At 76.7% G+C, this 15325-nt stretch carries 14 protein-coding genes and 1 riboswitch; of the genes, 7 read left to right on the top strand and 7 right to left on the bottom strand.

The features are described 5' to 3' along the window. Nucleotides 1-154: 154 nt before the first annotated feature. The 3 genes from GCU56_RS01175 to GCU56_RS01165 all read left to right on the top strand — a co-directional run bounded on the left by GCU56_RS01175 (nt 155) and on the right by GCU56_RS01165 (nt 3712). Nucleotides 155-1585 carry an amidase family protein gene (locus GCU56_RS01175; RefSeq protein WP_163479670.1) on the top strand — a complete coding sequence of 477 codons (1431 nt, stop codon included), beginning with the start codon at nt 155-157 and terminating at the stop codon, nt 1583-1585. Further along, nucleotides 1585-2229 carry a TetR/AcrR family transcriptional regulator gene (locus GCU56_RS01170; RefSeq protein WP_163479669.1) on the top strand — a complete coding sequence of 215 codons (645 nt, stop codon included), beginning with the start codon at nt 1585-1587 and terminating at the stop codon, nt 2227-2229. The genes GCU56_RS01175 and GCU56_RS01170 overlap by 1 nt, the downstream gene beginning before the upstream one ends. An 88-nt stretch (nt 2230-2317) precedes the next feature. Further along, nucleotides 2318-3712 carry a cytochrome P450 gene (locus GCU56_RS01165; protein ID WP_163479668.1) on the top strand — a complete coding sequence of 465 codons (1395 nt, stop codon included), beginning with the start codon at nt 2318-2320 and terminating at the stop codon, nt 3710-3712. Nucleotides 3713-3748: 36 nt separating this feature from the next. On the opposite strand, the gene GCU56_RS01160 is transcribed toward GCU56_RS01165, so the two are convergent. The 4 genes from GCU56_RS01160 to GCU56_RS01145 all read right to left on the bottom strand — a co-directional run bounded on the left by GCU56_RS01160 (nt 3749) and on the right by GCU56_RS01145 (nt 8063). Then, nucleotides 3749-4666 carry a hypothetical protein gene (locus tag GCU56_RS01160; protein WP_163479667.1) on the bottom strand — a complete coding sequence of 306 codons (918 nt, stop codon included), beginning with the start codon at nt 4664-4666 and terminating at the stop codon, nt 3749-3751. A 286-nt stretch (nt 4667-4952) separates the two neighbouring features. Continuing rightward, nucleotides 4953-5105, bottom strand: a riboswitch (cyclic di-AMP (ydaO/yuaA leader). A 178-nt stretch (nt 5106-5283) separates the two neighbouring features. After that, nucleotides 5284-5523 carry a hypothetical protein gene (locus GCU56_RS01155; protein WP_163479666.1) on the bottom strand — a complete coding sequence of 80 codons (240 nt, stop codon included), beginning with the start codon at nt 5521-5523 and terminating at the stop codon, nt 5284-5286. A gap of 279 nt (nt 5524-5802) precedes the next feature. Further along, nucleotides 5803-7461: a bifunctional 3'-5' exonuclease/DNA polymerase gene (locus GCU56_RS01150; RefSeq protein ID WP_163479665.1), complete on the bottom strand. Its 1659-nt coding sequence runs from the start codon at nt 7459-7461 to the stop codon at nt 5803-5805. A 56-nt stretch (nt 7462-7517) separates the two neighbouring features. Then, nucleotides 7518-8063, bottom strand: coding sequence for a DNA-directed RNA polymerase subunit alpha C-terminal domain-containing protein (locus tag GCU56_RS01145; RefSeq protein ID WP_163479664.1), 546 nt, complete (start codon nt 8061-8063; stop codon nt 7518-7520). Between the two features lie 92 nt (nt 8064-8155). Here GCU56_RS01145 and GCU56_RS01140 point away from each other — a divergent pair, with 92 nt between their 5' ends. Next, nucleotides 8156-8530 carry a VOC family protein gene (locus tag GCU56_RS01140; protein WP_163479663.1) on the top strand — a complete coding sequence of 125 codons (375 nt, stop codon included), beginning with the start codon at nt 8156-8158 and terminating at the stop codon, nt 8528-8530. On the opposite strand, the gene GCU56_RS24390 is transcribed toward GCU56_RS01140, so the two are convergent. Next, nucleotides 8508-9476 carry a hypothetical protein gene (locus GCU56_RS24390; RefSeq protein ID WP_163479662.1) on the bottom strand — a complete coding sequence of 323 codons (969 nt, stop codon included), beginning with the start codon at nt 9474-9476 and terminating at the stop codon, nt 8508-8510. The two genes, GCU56_RS01140 and GCU56_RS24390, sit on opposite strands and share 23 nt — an antisense overlap. A 187-nt stretch (nt 9477-9663) precedes the next feature. Continuing rightward, nucleotides 9664-10248: a hypothetical protein gene (locus tag GCU56_RS01130; RefSeq protein ID WP_163479661.1), complete on the bottom strand. Its 585-nt coding sequence runs from the start codon at nt 10246-10248 to the stop codon at nt 9664-9666. A 347-nt stretch (nt 10249-10595) separates the two neighbouring features. Between GCU56_RS01130 and GCU56_RS01125 the strand changes: the two genes are divergently transcribed. The 3 genes from GCU56_RS01125 (at nt 10596) to GCU56_RS01115 (ending at nt 14186) form a co-directional block, all read left to right on the top strand. Continuing rightward, nucleotides 10596-10799, top strand: coding sequence for a cold-shock protein (locus GCU56_RS01125; protein ID WP_163479660.1), 204 nt, complete (start codon nt 10596-10598; stop codon nt 10797-10799). A 75-nt stretch (nt 10800-10874) separates the two neighbouring features. Further along, the gene (locus tag GCU56_RS01120) at nt 10875-12419 is read left to right on the top strand and encodes an ATP-dependent DNA ligase (RefSeq protein WP_163479659.1); all 1545 of its coding nucleotides are present in this window, start codon (nt 10875-10877) and stop codon (nt 12417-12419) included. Between the two features lie 105 nt (nt 12420-12524). Further along, nucleotides 12525-14186 carry a SpoIIE family protein phosphatase gene (locus GCU56_RS01115; protein WP_163479658.1) on the top strand — a complete coding sequence of 554 codons (1662 nt, stop codon included), beginning with the start codon at nt 12525-12527 and terminating at the stop codon, nt 14184-14186. Nucleotides 14187-14196: 10 nt separating this feature from the next. Here GCU56_RS01115 and GCU56_RS01110 read toward each other — a convergent pair whose 3' ends face one another. Beyond that, complete coding sequence (locus GCU56_RS01110; RefSeq protein WP_163479657.1) at nt 14197-15225, bottom strand: LLM class flavin-dependent oxidoreductase; 1029 nt, start codon at nt 15223-15225, stop codon at nt 14197-14199. Between the last annotated feature and the right edge of the window lie 100 nt (nt 15226-15325).

Below are 15325 nucleotides of genomic sequence, written 5' to 3'. Positions count from 1 at the left end.
ACGGTGCGCCGGGCCGGACGGATCGAGCATGCCGCCGGACCGGCGGACCGGTACATCCCCCAAGCCGGGTGGACGTCGGCCGGCTCGTCCGGGATCGCCCGCGCCCACGCCCACGCCTCTTGTCAAACGCGAATGAGGCGTTCACTGTTGCGTCGTGCTGATCGCGGAGCAGGACCACCGGGGATGGGACGCCGTCGAGATGGCCCGGCTGGTGCGCGCGGGAGAGGTCACCCCCGCGGACCTGGCCGAGACCGCCCGCGCGCTGATCGAGCGCTGGGCGGGGCTGAACGCCGTCGCCGCCGTCGCTGATCCCGACGCCGCCGTCCCCGGTCACCCGGCGACGGCCGGCCCGCTGGCCGGCGTCCCCGTGGCCGTCAAGGAACTCCTCGCCTGGCCCGGACTGCCCTGGACCATGGGCTCCCGGCTGATGGCCGGCACGCCGGCGCCCGGCGTCTCGCCCTACGCCGCCCGGCTCCGGGACGCCGGTCTGGCGGTGGTCTGCTCCGCGACCAGCTCGGAGTTCGGGCTGCTCGGCAGCACCGAGACGGCCCTGCACGGCGAAACGCTCAACCCCTGGCGCGCGGGCCTGTCGGCCGGGGGCTCCTCGGGCGGGTCCGCCGCGCTGGTGGCCGCGGGGATCGTCCCGCTGGCCCACGGGAACGACGGCGGCGGCTCGCTCCGCGTCCCCGCCGCCCTCACCGGCGTGTTCGGGTTCAAGCCGTCGAACCGGCGGTGCGTCCCCACCGGCCCCGACCTCCCCGGTCTCCCCGCGCTGGTCGTGGACCACTGCATGAGCCGCTCGGTGCGCGACAGCGCCCACCTGCTGGCGGCCACCGAGCGCACCGGCCCGGACGCCGTGCACCCGCCGATCGGGCTGGTCACCGGCCCGGACCCAAGGCGGCTCCGGATCGCCGTGCTGGTGCCGACGCTGACCGGGCGCCAGCCCGACGAGGCCGTGCGGCGCGAGCTGGAGCGCGCCGCCGGGCTCTGCGCGTCCCTCGGCCACCGCGTCGACGTGACCGACGCCCCGGACGTCGACGGGGCCGCGGTCAGCCAGGGCTTCTTCACCGCGGCCGCGCTCACGATGACCCAGGTCGCCGAGGCGTTCGCGCCGGTGCTCGGCCGGCCGCCGGGGCCGGCCGAGCTCGAGCCGTTCACCCTCGAGCTCATCGACTGGGCCGCGACGCTCGGCCCGGACGCGCCGGCCGCCGCGGAACGGGCGTTCGCCGCCGCGGCCCGCGCCTACCTGCGGCTGTTCCGGCGGTGGGACGTCGTCCTCAGCCCCACCCTCGCCCGCACCTCCTGGCCGCTGGGGCACCTCGCCCCGGCGGCCGGCCGGGAGACGCTGATCCGGCGCACCGAGGAGGCCGTGGGCTACACCCCGATCCACAACGTGGCGGGCTGCCCGGCCATGTCGCTCCCGCTCGGCCGGGACGACGGGCTGCCGGTCGGGATCCACGCCGCCGCGGCGCCGGGGGCCGACCGGGTGTTGCTGGCCCTGGCCTACGAGCTGGAGGCGGCCGCCCCGTGGGCCGGGACCCGGCCGGACCTCACCTGGCTGGCGACGTCGTCCCCGTCAGCCTGATGGCGCAGGTCCTCAAACCCGCCGTCCGCGCCCGGATCGAGACCGCGGCCCTGCGGTGCTTCGCCGACCGCGGCTACGGGCGCACGTCGATGGCCGAGATCGCCGCCGCCGCGGGCACCGCGCCGGCGAACGTCTACCGGTACTTCGCCTCGAAGGAGGCCCTGTTCGCCGCCGTCGTCCCCGCGGACCTGCCGGCCCGTCACGACCGGCTGCTCGACACCCGGGTCGCCGCCCTCGCGGAGGGACGCGCCCACGGCCCGGCGGCGGCGGAGCTGCTCGACTTCTGGCTCGACCAGCGCCTGGCCGTCGTCGTCCTGCTCGACCGGGCCGAGGGCACCCCGGTCGCCGGGTGTCCCGACGCGTTCGTCCGGCGCCTCGTCGAGCACGCGGAGCGGAGCCTGCCCGCCCCGCCGTCCGCGGTGCACCGGGAGGTCCTGGTCCTCGTCTTCGACAACACCCGCCGGGCACTGGCGCACATCCTGCGCACCGCCGAGGACCGCGAGCAGGCCCGCGCGATGATCGCCGCCTTCTGGAGCTACCAGCTCCCCGGCCTGGACGGCCTCATGGCCGCGCTCCGGGCCGCCGCGCGGGACGGGTCAGGGTCGTCCCCCACGGCGGCGGACGGAGTTGGGGGGGCCACCTGATTGCCGGTCGGGTCCGGCGTCGCGACGCTGGCGACCGGAGCGACGCCCGTCGCTCCCGAGCCCGCACCGCGACCTGACGCGAGGGACCATGCGCTCGTCCGACCCCTCCTCCCCCACCCGCCGCCGGCCGGCCCGGAAGCTGCCTCCCGGCTCACCCCGGGCGAGCCGCGGGTCGGCGTCGGGACGGGCGGGACCCCGCTCGCGGACCGGCCCGACGGCGTGGGCGCGGGCCTGGCTGGGCCGTCTGGTCGCCCGCCGGATCCGGACGCGGGGCATCGACCTCTCCCGGCTGACCTTCCTCCCGGAGAACGCGCGGGTGCTCCTGCAGCGGACCGGGACCGACCCGGTGCCGCGGCTGGCCGAACTGCGCTCCCGCGGGCCGGTGCACCGGCTGGACCTGCCGCTCGACCGCACCGTGCACCTGGTGACCGGCCACGCGGAGACCCGCGCGGTCCTCAGCGACCGGACGGCGTTCAGCAACGACATCCGGCCTCTGCTCGGCGGGGGCGGCCCCGCCTCGGCCGAGGACGTCGGCGGCCTCGGCTTCACCGACCCGCCGCTGCACACCCGGCTGCGCGGGCTGATCGCCCCGGAGTTCACCCGGCGCCGGCTGCAGCGGCTGGAGCCGACGATCGAGGGGATCGTCGCCCGGCGGCTCGACGCCCTGGCGACGGCCGGGCCACCGGCCGACCTGGCGCGCGTGGTCTCCGCCGCCGTCCCCCTGGAGACCATCTGCGGCCTGCTCGGGCTGGCGGCTCCCGACCAGGAGGTCCTCGCCCGGCTGGGCAGCCGGCGGTTCGACGCCACCGGCGGAGCGGCCGGCGCGTTCGGCGCGGTCTCCGACCAGCGCCGGCTGCTCTTCGACGCGGTGGCCGCCCAGCGCAGCGCGCCCGGTCCGGGACTGATCGGCTCGATCATCCGGGCCGAGGGCGAGGACGTCTCCGACGCCGACCTCGCGGGGCTGGCCGACGGCATTCTCACCGGCGGCTACGAGACCACGGCCGGGATGATCTCCCTCGGCACGGTGGTGCTGCTGCGCGAACCCGCGTGGGCCGACGTGGTCCGCAGCGGCGCCCCCGACGAGGTGGAGCGCGTCGTGGAGGAGCTGCTGCGCCACCTGTCCGTGGTGCAGCTGGCCTTCCCACGGTTCGCCACCCGGGACATGGACCTGCTGGGCACCCCGCTCCGGACCGGCGACGTCGTCCTCGCGTCGCTGAGCGCGGCCAACCGCGACCCGGCCTGGGCCGGCCCGCACCCCGACGAGGTCGACCCGGCGCGGCGGCCGGTCGGCGGGCACCTGGCGTTCGGCCACGGGCTGCACCGCTGCGTCGGCGCCGAGCTCGCCCGCCTGGAGCTGCGCATCGTGCTGCCGGCGCTGTTCCGCCGCTTCCCGGACCTCGCTCTCGCCGTCCCGGCCGACCGGCTCCGCTACCGCCGGTTCTCCCTCGTCCACGGCGTCGAGGAGCTGCCCGTCACGTTCTGACCCGCACGTCGGGTCCGGTGGCGCGGGCCGGACGGCTCAGCCGCGGTAGTTCACGTGCACGTGGTCGAAGTGGTTGGCCGTGGGGCTGCCGCGGTTCTCCATGGGCTTCCACGAGCCGCCCGGCGAGCTGAGCATCCGCTGCTCCCAGATCAGGTAGTCCACGCCGAGCTCGGCCCAGTGGGCGACGTGGTAGGCGACGACGGCGTCGCCCACCGAGGAGCTGCACATGTAGTCCGCCGCCAGCCCGGACGGGTGGCCGCCCGGATCGGTCGCGCTGGCCCGGGTGCCACCGATGCTGCTGATGCCGGCGACGTTGCTCATGACCGCGTTGGCGGCGGCCTGGACCACCGGCTTGACGTTGCCGGCGCTGTTGTTGATGCGGGCGACCACCGAGGCGGCCGGGGCCGCGGCGGCGGTGGCGGGGGCCGCGTCGAACCCGCGGGAGGGGGTGTCCTCGGCGGCGTCGGCCCGGGAGGCCGCCACGGCCGCGGCCTCGGCCTCGGCGGCTGCGGCGGCCTCCGCGGCCTTCCGCGCGGCGGCCTCCTCGGCGGCCCGCGCGGCCTCGGCGGCGGCGGCCTCCGCGGCCAGCCGGTCGCGCTCGGCCTGGTCGGCGGCGGCCTGCGCCTGCTGAGCCGCGGTCTGCTCGGCCTCGCGGGTGCTGCGGGTGGCCGTCAGGTCCTCGAGGGGCTGGAGGTCCAGCGGCTGCGGGTCCTCGGTCGCCTCGAGCGGACCGGCCTGAGCGGTCAGGCCGAGCTGCTGGGCGACGCTGACCGACTCCGACGTGCCGGCCTCGGCCTGCGCGGTCGGGTCCACGCCGATCGCGACGTTGACCAGGACGGCGCCGGCCACGGCGACGCCGAGGTAGAGCGCGGGACGGCGGACGGCGGCCGGCGGACGACGGCGCGAGCTGGGCGCCCGGCGGGAGCCGCCGGACGTGGTGGTGCGGGGGGCCATGAGGGAGAGGACTCCGTGGGGTGCGGGTGCGGCAGCGCCCCGGCGGGGGCGGTGCCTGCGAGGAGGAGGGCAGCGGGGGCTGCGGCGTCCCGGGAGGAGCCGGGCCGGCGCGGGCGCACCTGGGAGGCGGCGGTCAGCCGGTCGAGCGGAGGGTGCTCGGGGGCCCGCGGGCGGCGTCCGGACGGGACGGCCGCGGGCGTCAGGTGCGGGGGTGCGCCCGGGAACGGCAGTGCCGGGGACGGCGAGGTGGTGCAGTGGGGCAAGGGCGCGCCATCCGGCGGCTCTCCGTTCTTCCGATGGCCGCCTGCCGAGTTAGCTGACGGGTTCGGGCGGGAAGCAGCCCTACCCGTCCCGGACGATGCGCCCGGGAGCGGGATTCACCCCAGTACTCCGGTGGGTCCCCGGCTCGCCCCGGAGGGCGATTCGGCGGCGTCCGCTCGGACTCCCCGGACGGGGCGTGACGACCGACTGGACCCGGCCACGGTAACCGGCGTTATGCAGTTGTGACAATCGGAGGTCGCCGATTCGTCGGGTGACGCTCGTCGCGCCGCCCGCACGCGACGGTCCGGTCGTGTAGGGGGCGCCGGCACCTCGGCATCCCGGGCGCCGGCTCCGGGTCAGTCGCCCGGCTGCGCCCCGTCGTCCGGGGCGGCGTCCTGCTGCCGGCGGAAGCGCAGCGACTCGACCAGCACGTACCCGAACAAGACGCCCCACGCGAAGCTGAGGAACGCCGCCCCCCAGTCGGCGTCGACGAGCTGCAGCACCAGCTGCACGAGGTTGTAGGCGAGCGCCCCGGCGGCGAGCACCTGCACACCCCGGTTGCCGAACCACGGCGGGCGGAGGGGAGCGGCGGCCACGGCGCCACGCTAGGACGACCTCGAGGTGGTCGGCGAGGCCGCCGACGGCGCGGTGGTCGTGCCGCTGGTCGGCTCCCTGCACACCGACGTCGTCCTGATGGACGTCCTTCGGCGACGACGAGAACGTCTGCGCGGCGCTGCGCGCCGGCGCGGACGGGTCCTGACCGTCTGCACCCCGAGGTACGGCTCCTCGGCGATCTCCCCGTTGGACAGCCCGCGGGCCACCAGCCCGCACGTCAGCACCCCTGCGCTGACCGGGGCGGACGCCGGGACCCGCGCTCAGCCGGCCTCGGCCCAGGAGCCGACGACGGCCACGTCGAGCGGGAAGTCGACGGGGAAGTCGCCGAACAGCAGCCGGCCGGCGGTGACCGCCGCGCGGCGCACCTCCTCGGCGACGTCCGCGGCCAGGTGCTCCGGGGTGTGGACGACGACCTCGTCGTGGAGGAAGAAGACCAGGTGCGGGCGCTGCTCGACCCGCCCGGTGCCGCCGAGGCGCCAGAGCCGGTTGCGCAGGTCGGCCAGCCAGCACAGCGCCCACTCGGCGCCGGTGCCCTGGACGACGAAGTTGCGGGTGAACCGGCCCCACGCGCGCCGTCGCCGGTCCCGGTCCTCCCGGTGGTCCCCCTCGTCCGGCGGCTCGCCGAGGTCCACCGCGCGCTGCGCCCACGCGCCGGCCGGCAGCGGTGACCCGCGGCCGAGCAGGGTGTGCACCACCTCGCCGCGCTCCCCCGCGCGGGCGGCCTCCTCGACCAGTCCGATCGCCCGGGGGTACCGGCGGGTCAGCCGCGGCATCATGCGTCCGCTCTCCCCCCGGGTGGCGCCGTACATCGCGCCGAGCATGCCCACCTTCGCGTCGGCCCGGGTGGCCACCGCCCCGCTCGCGACCATCCCCTGGTACAGGTCCGAGGCCCGGGCCGCCTCCGCCATCGCGGCGTCCCCGCTCATGCCGGCGAGCACCCTCGGTTCGAGCTGGGCGACGTCGGCGACCACGAACCGCCAGCCCTCGTCCGCGACCGCCGCCGGGCGCACCTGTGCGGGCATCGACAGGGCGCCCCCGCCGGTGGCTGCCCAGCGCCCGGTGACCACGCCGCCGGGGAGGAAGGACGAGCGGAACCGGCCGTCGCGCACCCACGCGTCCAGCCACGCCCAGCCGTTGGCGGAGAGCAGCCGGGCCAGCTTCTTGTACTCCAGCAGCGGTGCGACGGCGGGGTGGTCGACCTGCTCCAGCGTCCACGACCGGGTGTCGTCGACCGGCAGACCCGCGGTCTGCAGCGCGCGCAGGACCGCGGCGGGCGAGTCCGGGTTGAGCTCCGCCGCGCCGAGGGCGGCGCGGATCTCCTCGGCCAGCCGCTCGAGCACCACCGGACGATGGCCGGCCGGCGGTCGGGGGCCGAGCAGGTCGGTCAGCAGCCGCTGGTGCACGTCGGCCCGCCACGGCAGGCCGGCGGCGGTCATCTCGGCCGCGACCAGGGCGCCGGAGGACTCGGCGGCGAGCAGCAGACCGAGACGGCTGCGCTCCGGCGACGCGGCGAGGACCGCCTGCTGGCGCTCGTCCTCGGCGACCGGGTCGAGGCGGTCGGCGGGGTCGTCGAGCGGGAAGAGGGCGGCGTCCGTCGCCGTCTCCGGCTGGAGGGCGTCCCAGCCGGCGGTGTCGTCGCCGGCGAGCAGGTCGTGGTCGGCGAACGGCGTCCGCCGCAGGACGGCGTGGGCCAGCCGCAGGTCGGTGCACCGCTCGACCCGGACGCCGGCGGCCAGGAGGGCCGGGTACCACCGCGTCGTGTCGTCCCAGACCCAGCGGACCGGCGCCGACTCCCGGTCGCGGACGTAGCGGGCGAGCTCGGCGGCGGGCAGCGCGACCACCCCGGCCGACGCGGAGCCGGCCTGCTCGTGCGCCTCGACGACCCCCTCGCCGCGGCGCCGGAGCACGATCCGGTCCACCCGCGCAGTCTCGCCGAGGGGTCCGACGGCGCGGGGACCACCCCGGACGCCCGGGGTCAGCCCCGGTCGGTCCCCGGCTCGACGCCGAGGAGCCGGCGCAGGCCGCGGACCGGGGCCCGGACCGACCAGAGGGCCAGCCGCCCCGGGACGCCGGCCACCGCCCGCGCCGCGCGCAGCCCGAGACGGAGCAGATCGGCGTACTCGGCCGGCCGCGGCGTCCCGGTGGGCGTCGCGGAGGGCGTGGCGGCCGGCGCCCCGGAGGGCGTGGCGGCCGGCGCCGGCGGCTCGGGGACCAGGAGGTCGATCGCCGTGTGCCGGCGCGGGCCCCGCAGCGAGGCGAAGGACGGGATCGCCGGGGCGTCCGGCGACTCCTCCTCGGCGCGGGAACCCCCCGAGGCGGGCTCGGGGACGACGAGCCGGATCGCGGTCACCAGCCCGGGACCGAGGCCGGCGACGGCCGCGAGGTCACGCCGGGTGAGGGCCGCCAGGTCCTCGATCCGGACGATCCCGGCACGGGTGAGCGCGGTGACCGCCCGCGGCGGGAGGCCGAGGTCCTGGATCGTCCTCGCGGGCACGTCGTCCCCCCGGGACCTGGTCGGCATGACGTCGGAGCCTATCGACCGCCCCGGAGGGGCCGGCGGGGTGCTTGGCTGGGCCGGCGGTGCCGCTCGGCCGACCGCCGGAGGGAGTTCCGATGCCCGTCCAACTCGACCACACGATCGTCTCCGCCCGTGACCGCCGGGCGTCGGCCGCCTTCCTCGCCGACGTGCTCGGCCTGGGCCCGCCCACCACGTTCGGCCCCTTCGCGGTCGTGTCGCTCGACAACGGCGTCTCCCTCGACTTCATGGAGGACGACGCCCCGCACCCGCGCCACTACGCGTTCCTGGTCGGCGAGGAGGAGTTCGACCAGATCCTGGGTCGCATCCGCGCCCGCGGCCTGGACCACTGGGCCGATCCGTTCGAGCAGCACCCGGGCGAGGTCAACACCGACGACGGCGGGCGGGGCGTGTACTGGAAGGACCCCGACGGCCACGTCCTGGAGATCATCACCCGGCCCTACGGCGGATGACCCCCGGGTCGCGCCCCGCCCACCAGCCGAACCCACCGGTTCCGACGACGACCGCCAGGACGGCCACGTAGGCCCACAGCCACGGGTCCCCGGCCTCGACGTCCGCCCGGTGCCCGACCAGGACGCCCAGCTGCAGGACGCCGAACGCCGTGTAGGCAGCGGCCGGGACCCGGAGCCGGCTCAGGTCGCGATCCCGGATGACCAGGGCGGCGCCCAGGCCCAGGGCGATCAGCCAGGCACCGATGACCTGGGAGCTCAGCGGCATGAGGTCCCACGGCCAGAAGCGGGTGACCGCCTCCGACTCGTGGTGGACCGTCAGACCCCCGAGGAACAGCACCGTGCCGGCCGCGGCCAGGACGACGCCCTGCGCACCCAGCAGCCCGGCCAGCGACCGGGGCATGGGGCGGTGGAGGACCCGCGACCGGACGTGGTCCCGGTCCTGCCGGGACACGAGCACCCAGCAGGCGACGGGCACGACGAGGTAGACGGCCAGCCACACCCACGCGGCGAGCCGCCCCGGGAGGGTCCCGCTCATGAGGTTCAGCTTGTGGGTGTGGACCAGCGTCGCGACGAGCGTCAGCCAGGTGAAGGTGGCGACCGTGACGACGGCGATCCGGACCTCGTGCCAGCCGTTCCGGCGCAGCGCCAGGAGGGAGAGGAGCGAGCCGGACGCGTACGCCGCGCCGAGCCACGCCGCGGTGAGCTCCATGTGGATGCTCCAGGCGAACTGGTGGTGCGCGCCCGGGAGCAGCACCAGGGCCAGGACGGCGAGCGTGGTCAGGCTCAGGAACGCCCGGAGCAGCCAGCGCGTGCCGGGACGGACGCTGCCCGGGAGCCCACCACCGGGCCCCCCCACGGGTGGCAGCACCTCGTCCGGCGGGCGGCCGACCGGCGGCGACCCGACCGGCGCACGCAGGTCGGGGCGGACGGGGTCGAGGACGGCCATGGAGCTCCCTCCGGTGGAGCGCGGGACGGGGACCGGCTGTGGTGCCGCGTGCCGCACTCGCGGCCCTGACGTCATGGCGTCCAGCCTCGCCGGGCCGGGCCCGCGGGACATGACCAGAACTGGTCGACTTCCGCGGCCTCCGTCTGGTCGGATCTGACCAGACGGAGGCCGCCCGCCCCCCGGGACGTCAGTCCCCCGGTGTCGCGGCCCCCGCTGGGTCGTCCGGGGCGCCACCGTCCCGGCCCCCGGGCCCGCCGCGGTCGTGGAGGGCCTGCTCGACCCGCTCGGCGATCCGGGCCTCCAGGTCGGCCAGGCGCTCGTCGGCCTGCTCCTGGGTGAGCCGGCCCTCGGCGACCGCCTGCGCGATGCGCTCCTGCGCGGCCTCGGTGAGCGCGCTGACGAGGGTGTCGACCGGGACGCCCCGGTCCTCGGCGACGGAGGCCAGGGTGGCGCCGTCCACGTCCAGGGCCGTGCGGAGCCCGGCCTCGTCCATGCCCAGCGCCGTGGCGGCGGCGGACAGGTCCAGCCGGCTCCCGCCATGGCCACCTCGCTCCCCGAGTCCGGCCTCGGCCAGGGTGGTCGCGACCTCGTCGGCCTGCTCCTGGGTGAGGGACCCGTCGGTGACCAGGCCGGTCAGGGCGTCCCGGACCCGGTCCGCGGCCGAGGACGCCGCCGTACCGGCCGTCTCGGCCAGCGCCGGGACGGCGACGGCGAGGCCGGACAGGCTCAGCACCCCGGCGGTGGTGGTGGCGATGACGAACTTCCTGCGCACTGGGACTCCTCCACGCGGCCGGACCATCCGGCCGTCGGCCCCAGCCTCGGGGCGGGTCCTGTGCGCCGGCTGTCACGGGACGGGTACGGAGCTGTGCACCCGACCGGCTCCTGCTCGCCTCGGCCGGACTCCTCACCGGCGCGGCCCGTTCGCCGCACCGGTCCGGGTGTGGGCCCGGACGCCGGGACGGCGTAGCATGGCCTCTGGTCGCTGTTGCGCCTCTGCTTCGTTCTCGGACGTCCGCAGTCGTCTCTGCCTGACGTTCCCTCTCGGTCCTGCCGGTCGGTGCGGCGACCTCCGGCCGGCATCTGCCGGTCCGGAACACACCAGCACGAGATGAGAACAGCATGGCTCAGGGCACTGTGAAGTGGTTCAACGCGGAGAAGGGCTTCGGGTTCATCGCCCAGGACGGCGGCGGCGCCGACGTCTTCTGCCACTACTCCGCCATCAGCGGCAGCGGCTACAAGTCCCTCGACGAGGGCCAGCAGGTCGAGTTCGACGTCACGCAGGGCCAGAAGGGCCCCCAGGCGGAGAACGTCCGCGTCCTCTGACGCGATGAGCTGAGGGCCGTGACGCACCGCGTCACGGCCCTCAGTCGTGTCCGGGGCAGCTGCCACGATGGCCCGGTGCTGCTCGCCGACGTCCTCGCCGCGTCCACCGCGGTCACGGCCACCCGCTCCCGGACGGCGAAGGCCGCGGCGATCGCGCAGCTGCTGCGCCAGGCCGGCGCGGACGAGGTCGAGCCGGTCACCGCGTGGCTGGCGGGCGAACCACGACAGGGCCGGCTCGGTGTCGGCTGGCGCACCCTGGCGCGGATGGCCGGCGAGGGTGCCGCGACGCAGTCGCTGACCGTCGCCGGCGTCGACAGGGCCCTCACCGGGCTGGCCGCCACCACTGGCCCCGGCTCGGCGGCCCGCCGGGACGCGGCGCTGAGCGCCCTGCTGTCGGCCGCCACCGCCGAGGAGCAGCGCTTCCTGGTCCGGCTGCTCACCGGCGAGCTCCGTCAGGGGGCGCTGGAGGGCGTGGTGCTCGACGCTGTCGCGGTCGCGGCGGAGGTCCCCGGAGCCGCTGTCCGCCGGGCGTTCATGCTCTCCGGCCGGCTCCCCGAGACCGCGGCCACCGCCCTGTCCGGCGGGGTGGCCGCCCTCGACGCGGTCCGCCTGGAGGTCGGCCGGCCGGTGCGGCCCATGCTCGCCAGCCCCGGCTCCTCGCTGGACGCCGCGCTCGCCGACCTCGGCACCGACGTCACCGTGGAGTTCAAGCTGGACGGCGCGCGGATCCAGGTGCACCGCGACGGCGACGTCGTCCGCGTCTGGACGCGCACGCTGCGCGAGGTGACCGACGGCGTCCCCGAGCTCGTCGAGCGCATCCGCGCCCTGCCCTGCCGCACCGCCGTGCTCGACGGCGAGACCCTCGCCCTGGACGACGACGGCCGGCCGCGTGCCTTCCAGGACACGATGAGCCGCTTCGGCAGCGGCGCCGGTGGGGAGGCGGCAGACGTGGGCGTGCTGCTCAGCCCGTTCCTCTTCGACGTGCTGCACCTCGACGGCCGCGACCTCCTCGACGAGCCGCTGGCGGTCCGGCTCGACGCACTCGACGACCTGCTGGCCGCCGACGAGCACGCCCCGCTGCGGATGCCCGGCGTCCGGTGCCCCACTCTGGAGCAGGCGGCCGCGGTGCTGGACGACGCGCTCACCGCCGGCCACGAGGGCGTCGTCGTCAAGGCCCTCACCGCGCCCTACGCCGCCGGCCGGCGCGGCAAGGCGTGGCAGAAGGTCAAGCCGGTGCACACCCTGGACCTGGTCGTGATCGGCGTGGAGTGGGGCTACGGCCGTCGCTCGGGCACGTTGTCGAACATCCACCTCGCCGCCCGTGACCCCGACGGCGGCGACCCGGTCATGGTCGGCAAGACCTTCAAGGGCATGACCGACGCGCTGCTGGAGTGGCAGACCCGCACCTTTCCGGAGCACGCCCGCGAGACCGCGGAGTGGGGGCTGCTCCTGCGGCCGGAACTGGTCGTCGAGATCGCCCTGGACGGCGCGCAGCGCAGCACCCGCTACCCCGGCGGTGTCGCGCTGAGGTTCGCCCGGGTGCTGCGCTACCGGCCGGACAAGACCGCCGCCGAGGCCGACACCATCGACGCCGTGCGCGGCCTGCTCGCCGACGCCTGAGGACCGCGGGCTCGCCGCTCCCTGAGCGGCGCCCCTCGCCGTACCGGCTGACGTACCCTGCGTGCGCCTCTCCGTCGGAGGGTGGCCGAGCGGGAGGCGACAGCGGTGAGTCGACCCAGCGCGGACGTGCCCGCGCCGGCCGTCCTCGCCGCCGTGCTGGACCGGCTGCCCGACGGGGTCGGCGTCCTCGACGGCGACGGGACGATCTGCTACGTCAACGCCGCAGGTGCGGGCCTGCTCGGATCCCGCCCGGCACAGCTGCTCGGCCGCGTGCTCTGGGAGGCCGTGCCCGAGCTGGCGGACACCGTCTTCTCCGCCTTCCTGCTGCACGCGCGGCGGGTGGGCACCCCGGTGACCTGGCGCGGCTTCCACGCCCCGGCCGGCCGGTGGCTGACCGTGACCGCCGAGGTGGTCGGCGACCTGCTGCACGTCCGGGTCGCCCCCGCCGGTGGCGGCGACTCGGCGGCCGGGCCCGCCGGATCCGGGAGTGCGGGGGACGACGACCCCGGCGCCCTGCGCTTCCTCACCGAGGTCTTCGAGGCCCTGAGCGGCACGCTGGACACGACCGAGTCGGCCCACCGGCTCGCGCGGTTCGTGGTGCCCCGGCTGGCGGACTGGGCCACGGTCACGGTGCTCGGGGAGGACGGCGCCCCCGCCCGCTCCGCCCGGGCGCACCGGTCCCCCGAGCGGCTGGCCGACGTGGACACCTACCTGGCCGGCCGGGTGAGCGCGCCCCGCGACCGGTCCTCGCTCACGGCGGCGCTGCTGTCCGGGGAACCGGTTCAGCTGACCTCGATCGACCCCGAGTTCGGCGCACCCTCGCTGCCCAACCGGGCGGTGCGGGACGCCTGGCGGCGGCTGGACCCGACGTCCTGCCTGTTCGTCCCGCTGCAGTCGCGGGGCGAGCCCATCGGTGTGCTGTCCCTGGTCACCTGCGGGAGCCGGCCGCCGCACAGCGAGGCGGAGATCGCCACGGCGGTGGAGGTGGCCCGGCGCGGCGCGCTGGCCCTGGACAACGCCCGCCTCTACGGCCGGCAGTTGGAGGTGGCCGAGACCCTGCAGCACAGCCTGCTCACCCCGCCGCCGCAGCCCCCGGGCCTGGAGATCGCCGTCCGCTACCGGCCGGCGAGCACGCACGCCCTCGTCGGGGGCGACTGGTACGACGCCTTCCGCCAGGAGGACGGCGCCACCCTGCTGGTCATCGGGGACGTCGTCGGCCACAACGTCGCCGCGGCCGCGGCGATGGCCCAGCTGCGCAGCGCGGTGCGCACCCTCGCCTACGACAGCCCGGGCAGCCCCGCCCGGACCCTGGACCGGGTGGACCGGGTGCTGACCGGGCTGGCCGTCGGCACCCTCGCCACCGCGCTCGTGGCCCGGGTGGACCTGCCCGCCGCCGACGGGACGCACACCCTGCGCTGGTCCTCGGCCGGGCACGTGCCCCCGCTGCTGGTGCGCCGTGAAGGCACGGTGCAGGTGCTCGACGCGCCGCCGGAGCGCCTCCTCGGCACCCACGAGCCACTCCCCCACACCGACCACGAGGCCTGCGTGCGCCCCGGCGACACGGTCGTCCTGGTGACCGACGGGCTGGTCGAGGCCGGCCGGATGGGCATCGACGAGGGCCTGGAGCGGCTCACCGGCGCGCTCGCCGAGCTGGGCGGCCTGCCGGTCGACGCGCTCTGCGACCGGCTGCTGAGCCGGATCGTGCCGCACCGTGCCGACGACGACATCGCCGTCCTCGCCGTCCGCTGCACCGGTCCCGCGGACTGATCGCCGGCCCTCAGAGCGAGGCCACCCGCGGCGCGACCTCGGTGCCCAGCAGCTCGATGCCGCGCAGCAGGTCGGCGTGGGCCAGCCGCGGGTTCGTCATCTGCAGGGAGATGCGCTCGACCCCGCCCAGCTGCCCGGACACCCGCTCGATCTTCGTCGCCACCGTGTCCGGGTCACCCATGAAGAAGGCGCCGTCCGGCCCGCTGGTGGCGTCGAACTGGGCGCGGGTCGGCTCGGCGAACCCGCGCTCCCGGGAGACCTTCGTGAACATCTCGTGCCAGCCCGGGTAGATCGTGTCGGCGGCGGCCCGGGTGCTCTCGGCGACGAAGCCGAACACGTGCAGGCCGACCCGCAGCGCCTCCGGCGGGTGCCCCGCCTCCGCCCCGGCGCGCCGGTAGAGGTCGACCAGCGGGGCGAACTGGCGGGGCTCCCCGCCGATGATCGCCACCATGAGCGGCAGCCCGAGCAGCCCGGCGCGGACGAAGGACTCCGGCGAGCCGCCCACCCCCACCCAGATCGGCAGCGGGTCCTGCAACGGCCGGGGGTAGACGCCCTGACCGGTCAGCGGCGGGCGGTGCCGGCCGGACCAGGTGACGTGCTCGGACTCCCGGATGCGCAGCAGCAGGTCGAGCTTCTCGTCGAAGAGCTCGTCGTAGTCGCGCAGGCTCAGACCGAACAGCGGGAAGGCCTCGGTGAACGAGCCCCGGCCGACCACGAGGTCGATCCGGCCGCCGGAGACCAGGTCGAGGGTGGCGAACTGCTGGAACACCCGGACGGGGTCGGCGGCGCTGAGCACGGCCACGGCACTGCCCAGCCGGATGCGGGAGGTGCGGGCCGCCGCGGCCGCCAGGATCACCGGCGGCGCCGAGTCGTAGTACTCCGGACGGTGGTGCTCACCGATGCCGAAGGAGTACAGCCCGACCCGGTCGGCCAGCGCGATCTCCTCGAGCAGGTGCGCCATCCGCTCCGCGGGGCCGACGACCCGCCCCGTCGAGGGGTCGGTCACCGCCGAGACGAAACTGTCGACGCCGAGGTGCATGGCCGTCCTCCCGGGGACTGGTGCTCGCCGCGCCCGACCGGCCGGTCACACGCCCGACGGCAGTGAACCAGGACCGGGAGCTGCTCGTCCCGCAGCAGCC

The sequence above is a fragment of the Geodermatophilus sabuli genome, from assembly GCF_010686765.1.
GTDB classification, from domain to species: domain Bacteria; phylum Actinomycetota; class Actinomycetes; order Mycobacteriales; family Geodermatophilaceae; genus Geodermatophilus; species Geodermatophilus sabuli_A.
The sequence above is the reverse complement of the archived record's forward strand: the minus strand, read 5'-3'. Positions and strand labels throughout refer to the sequence as shown.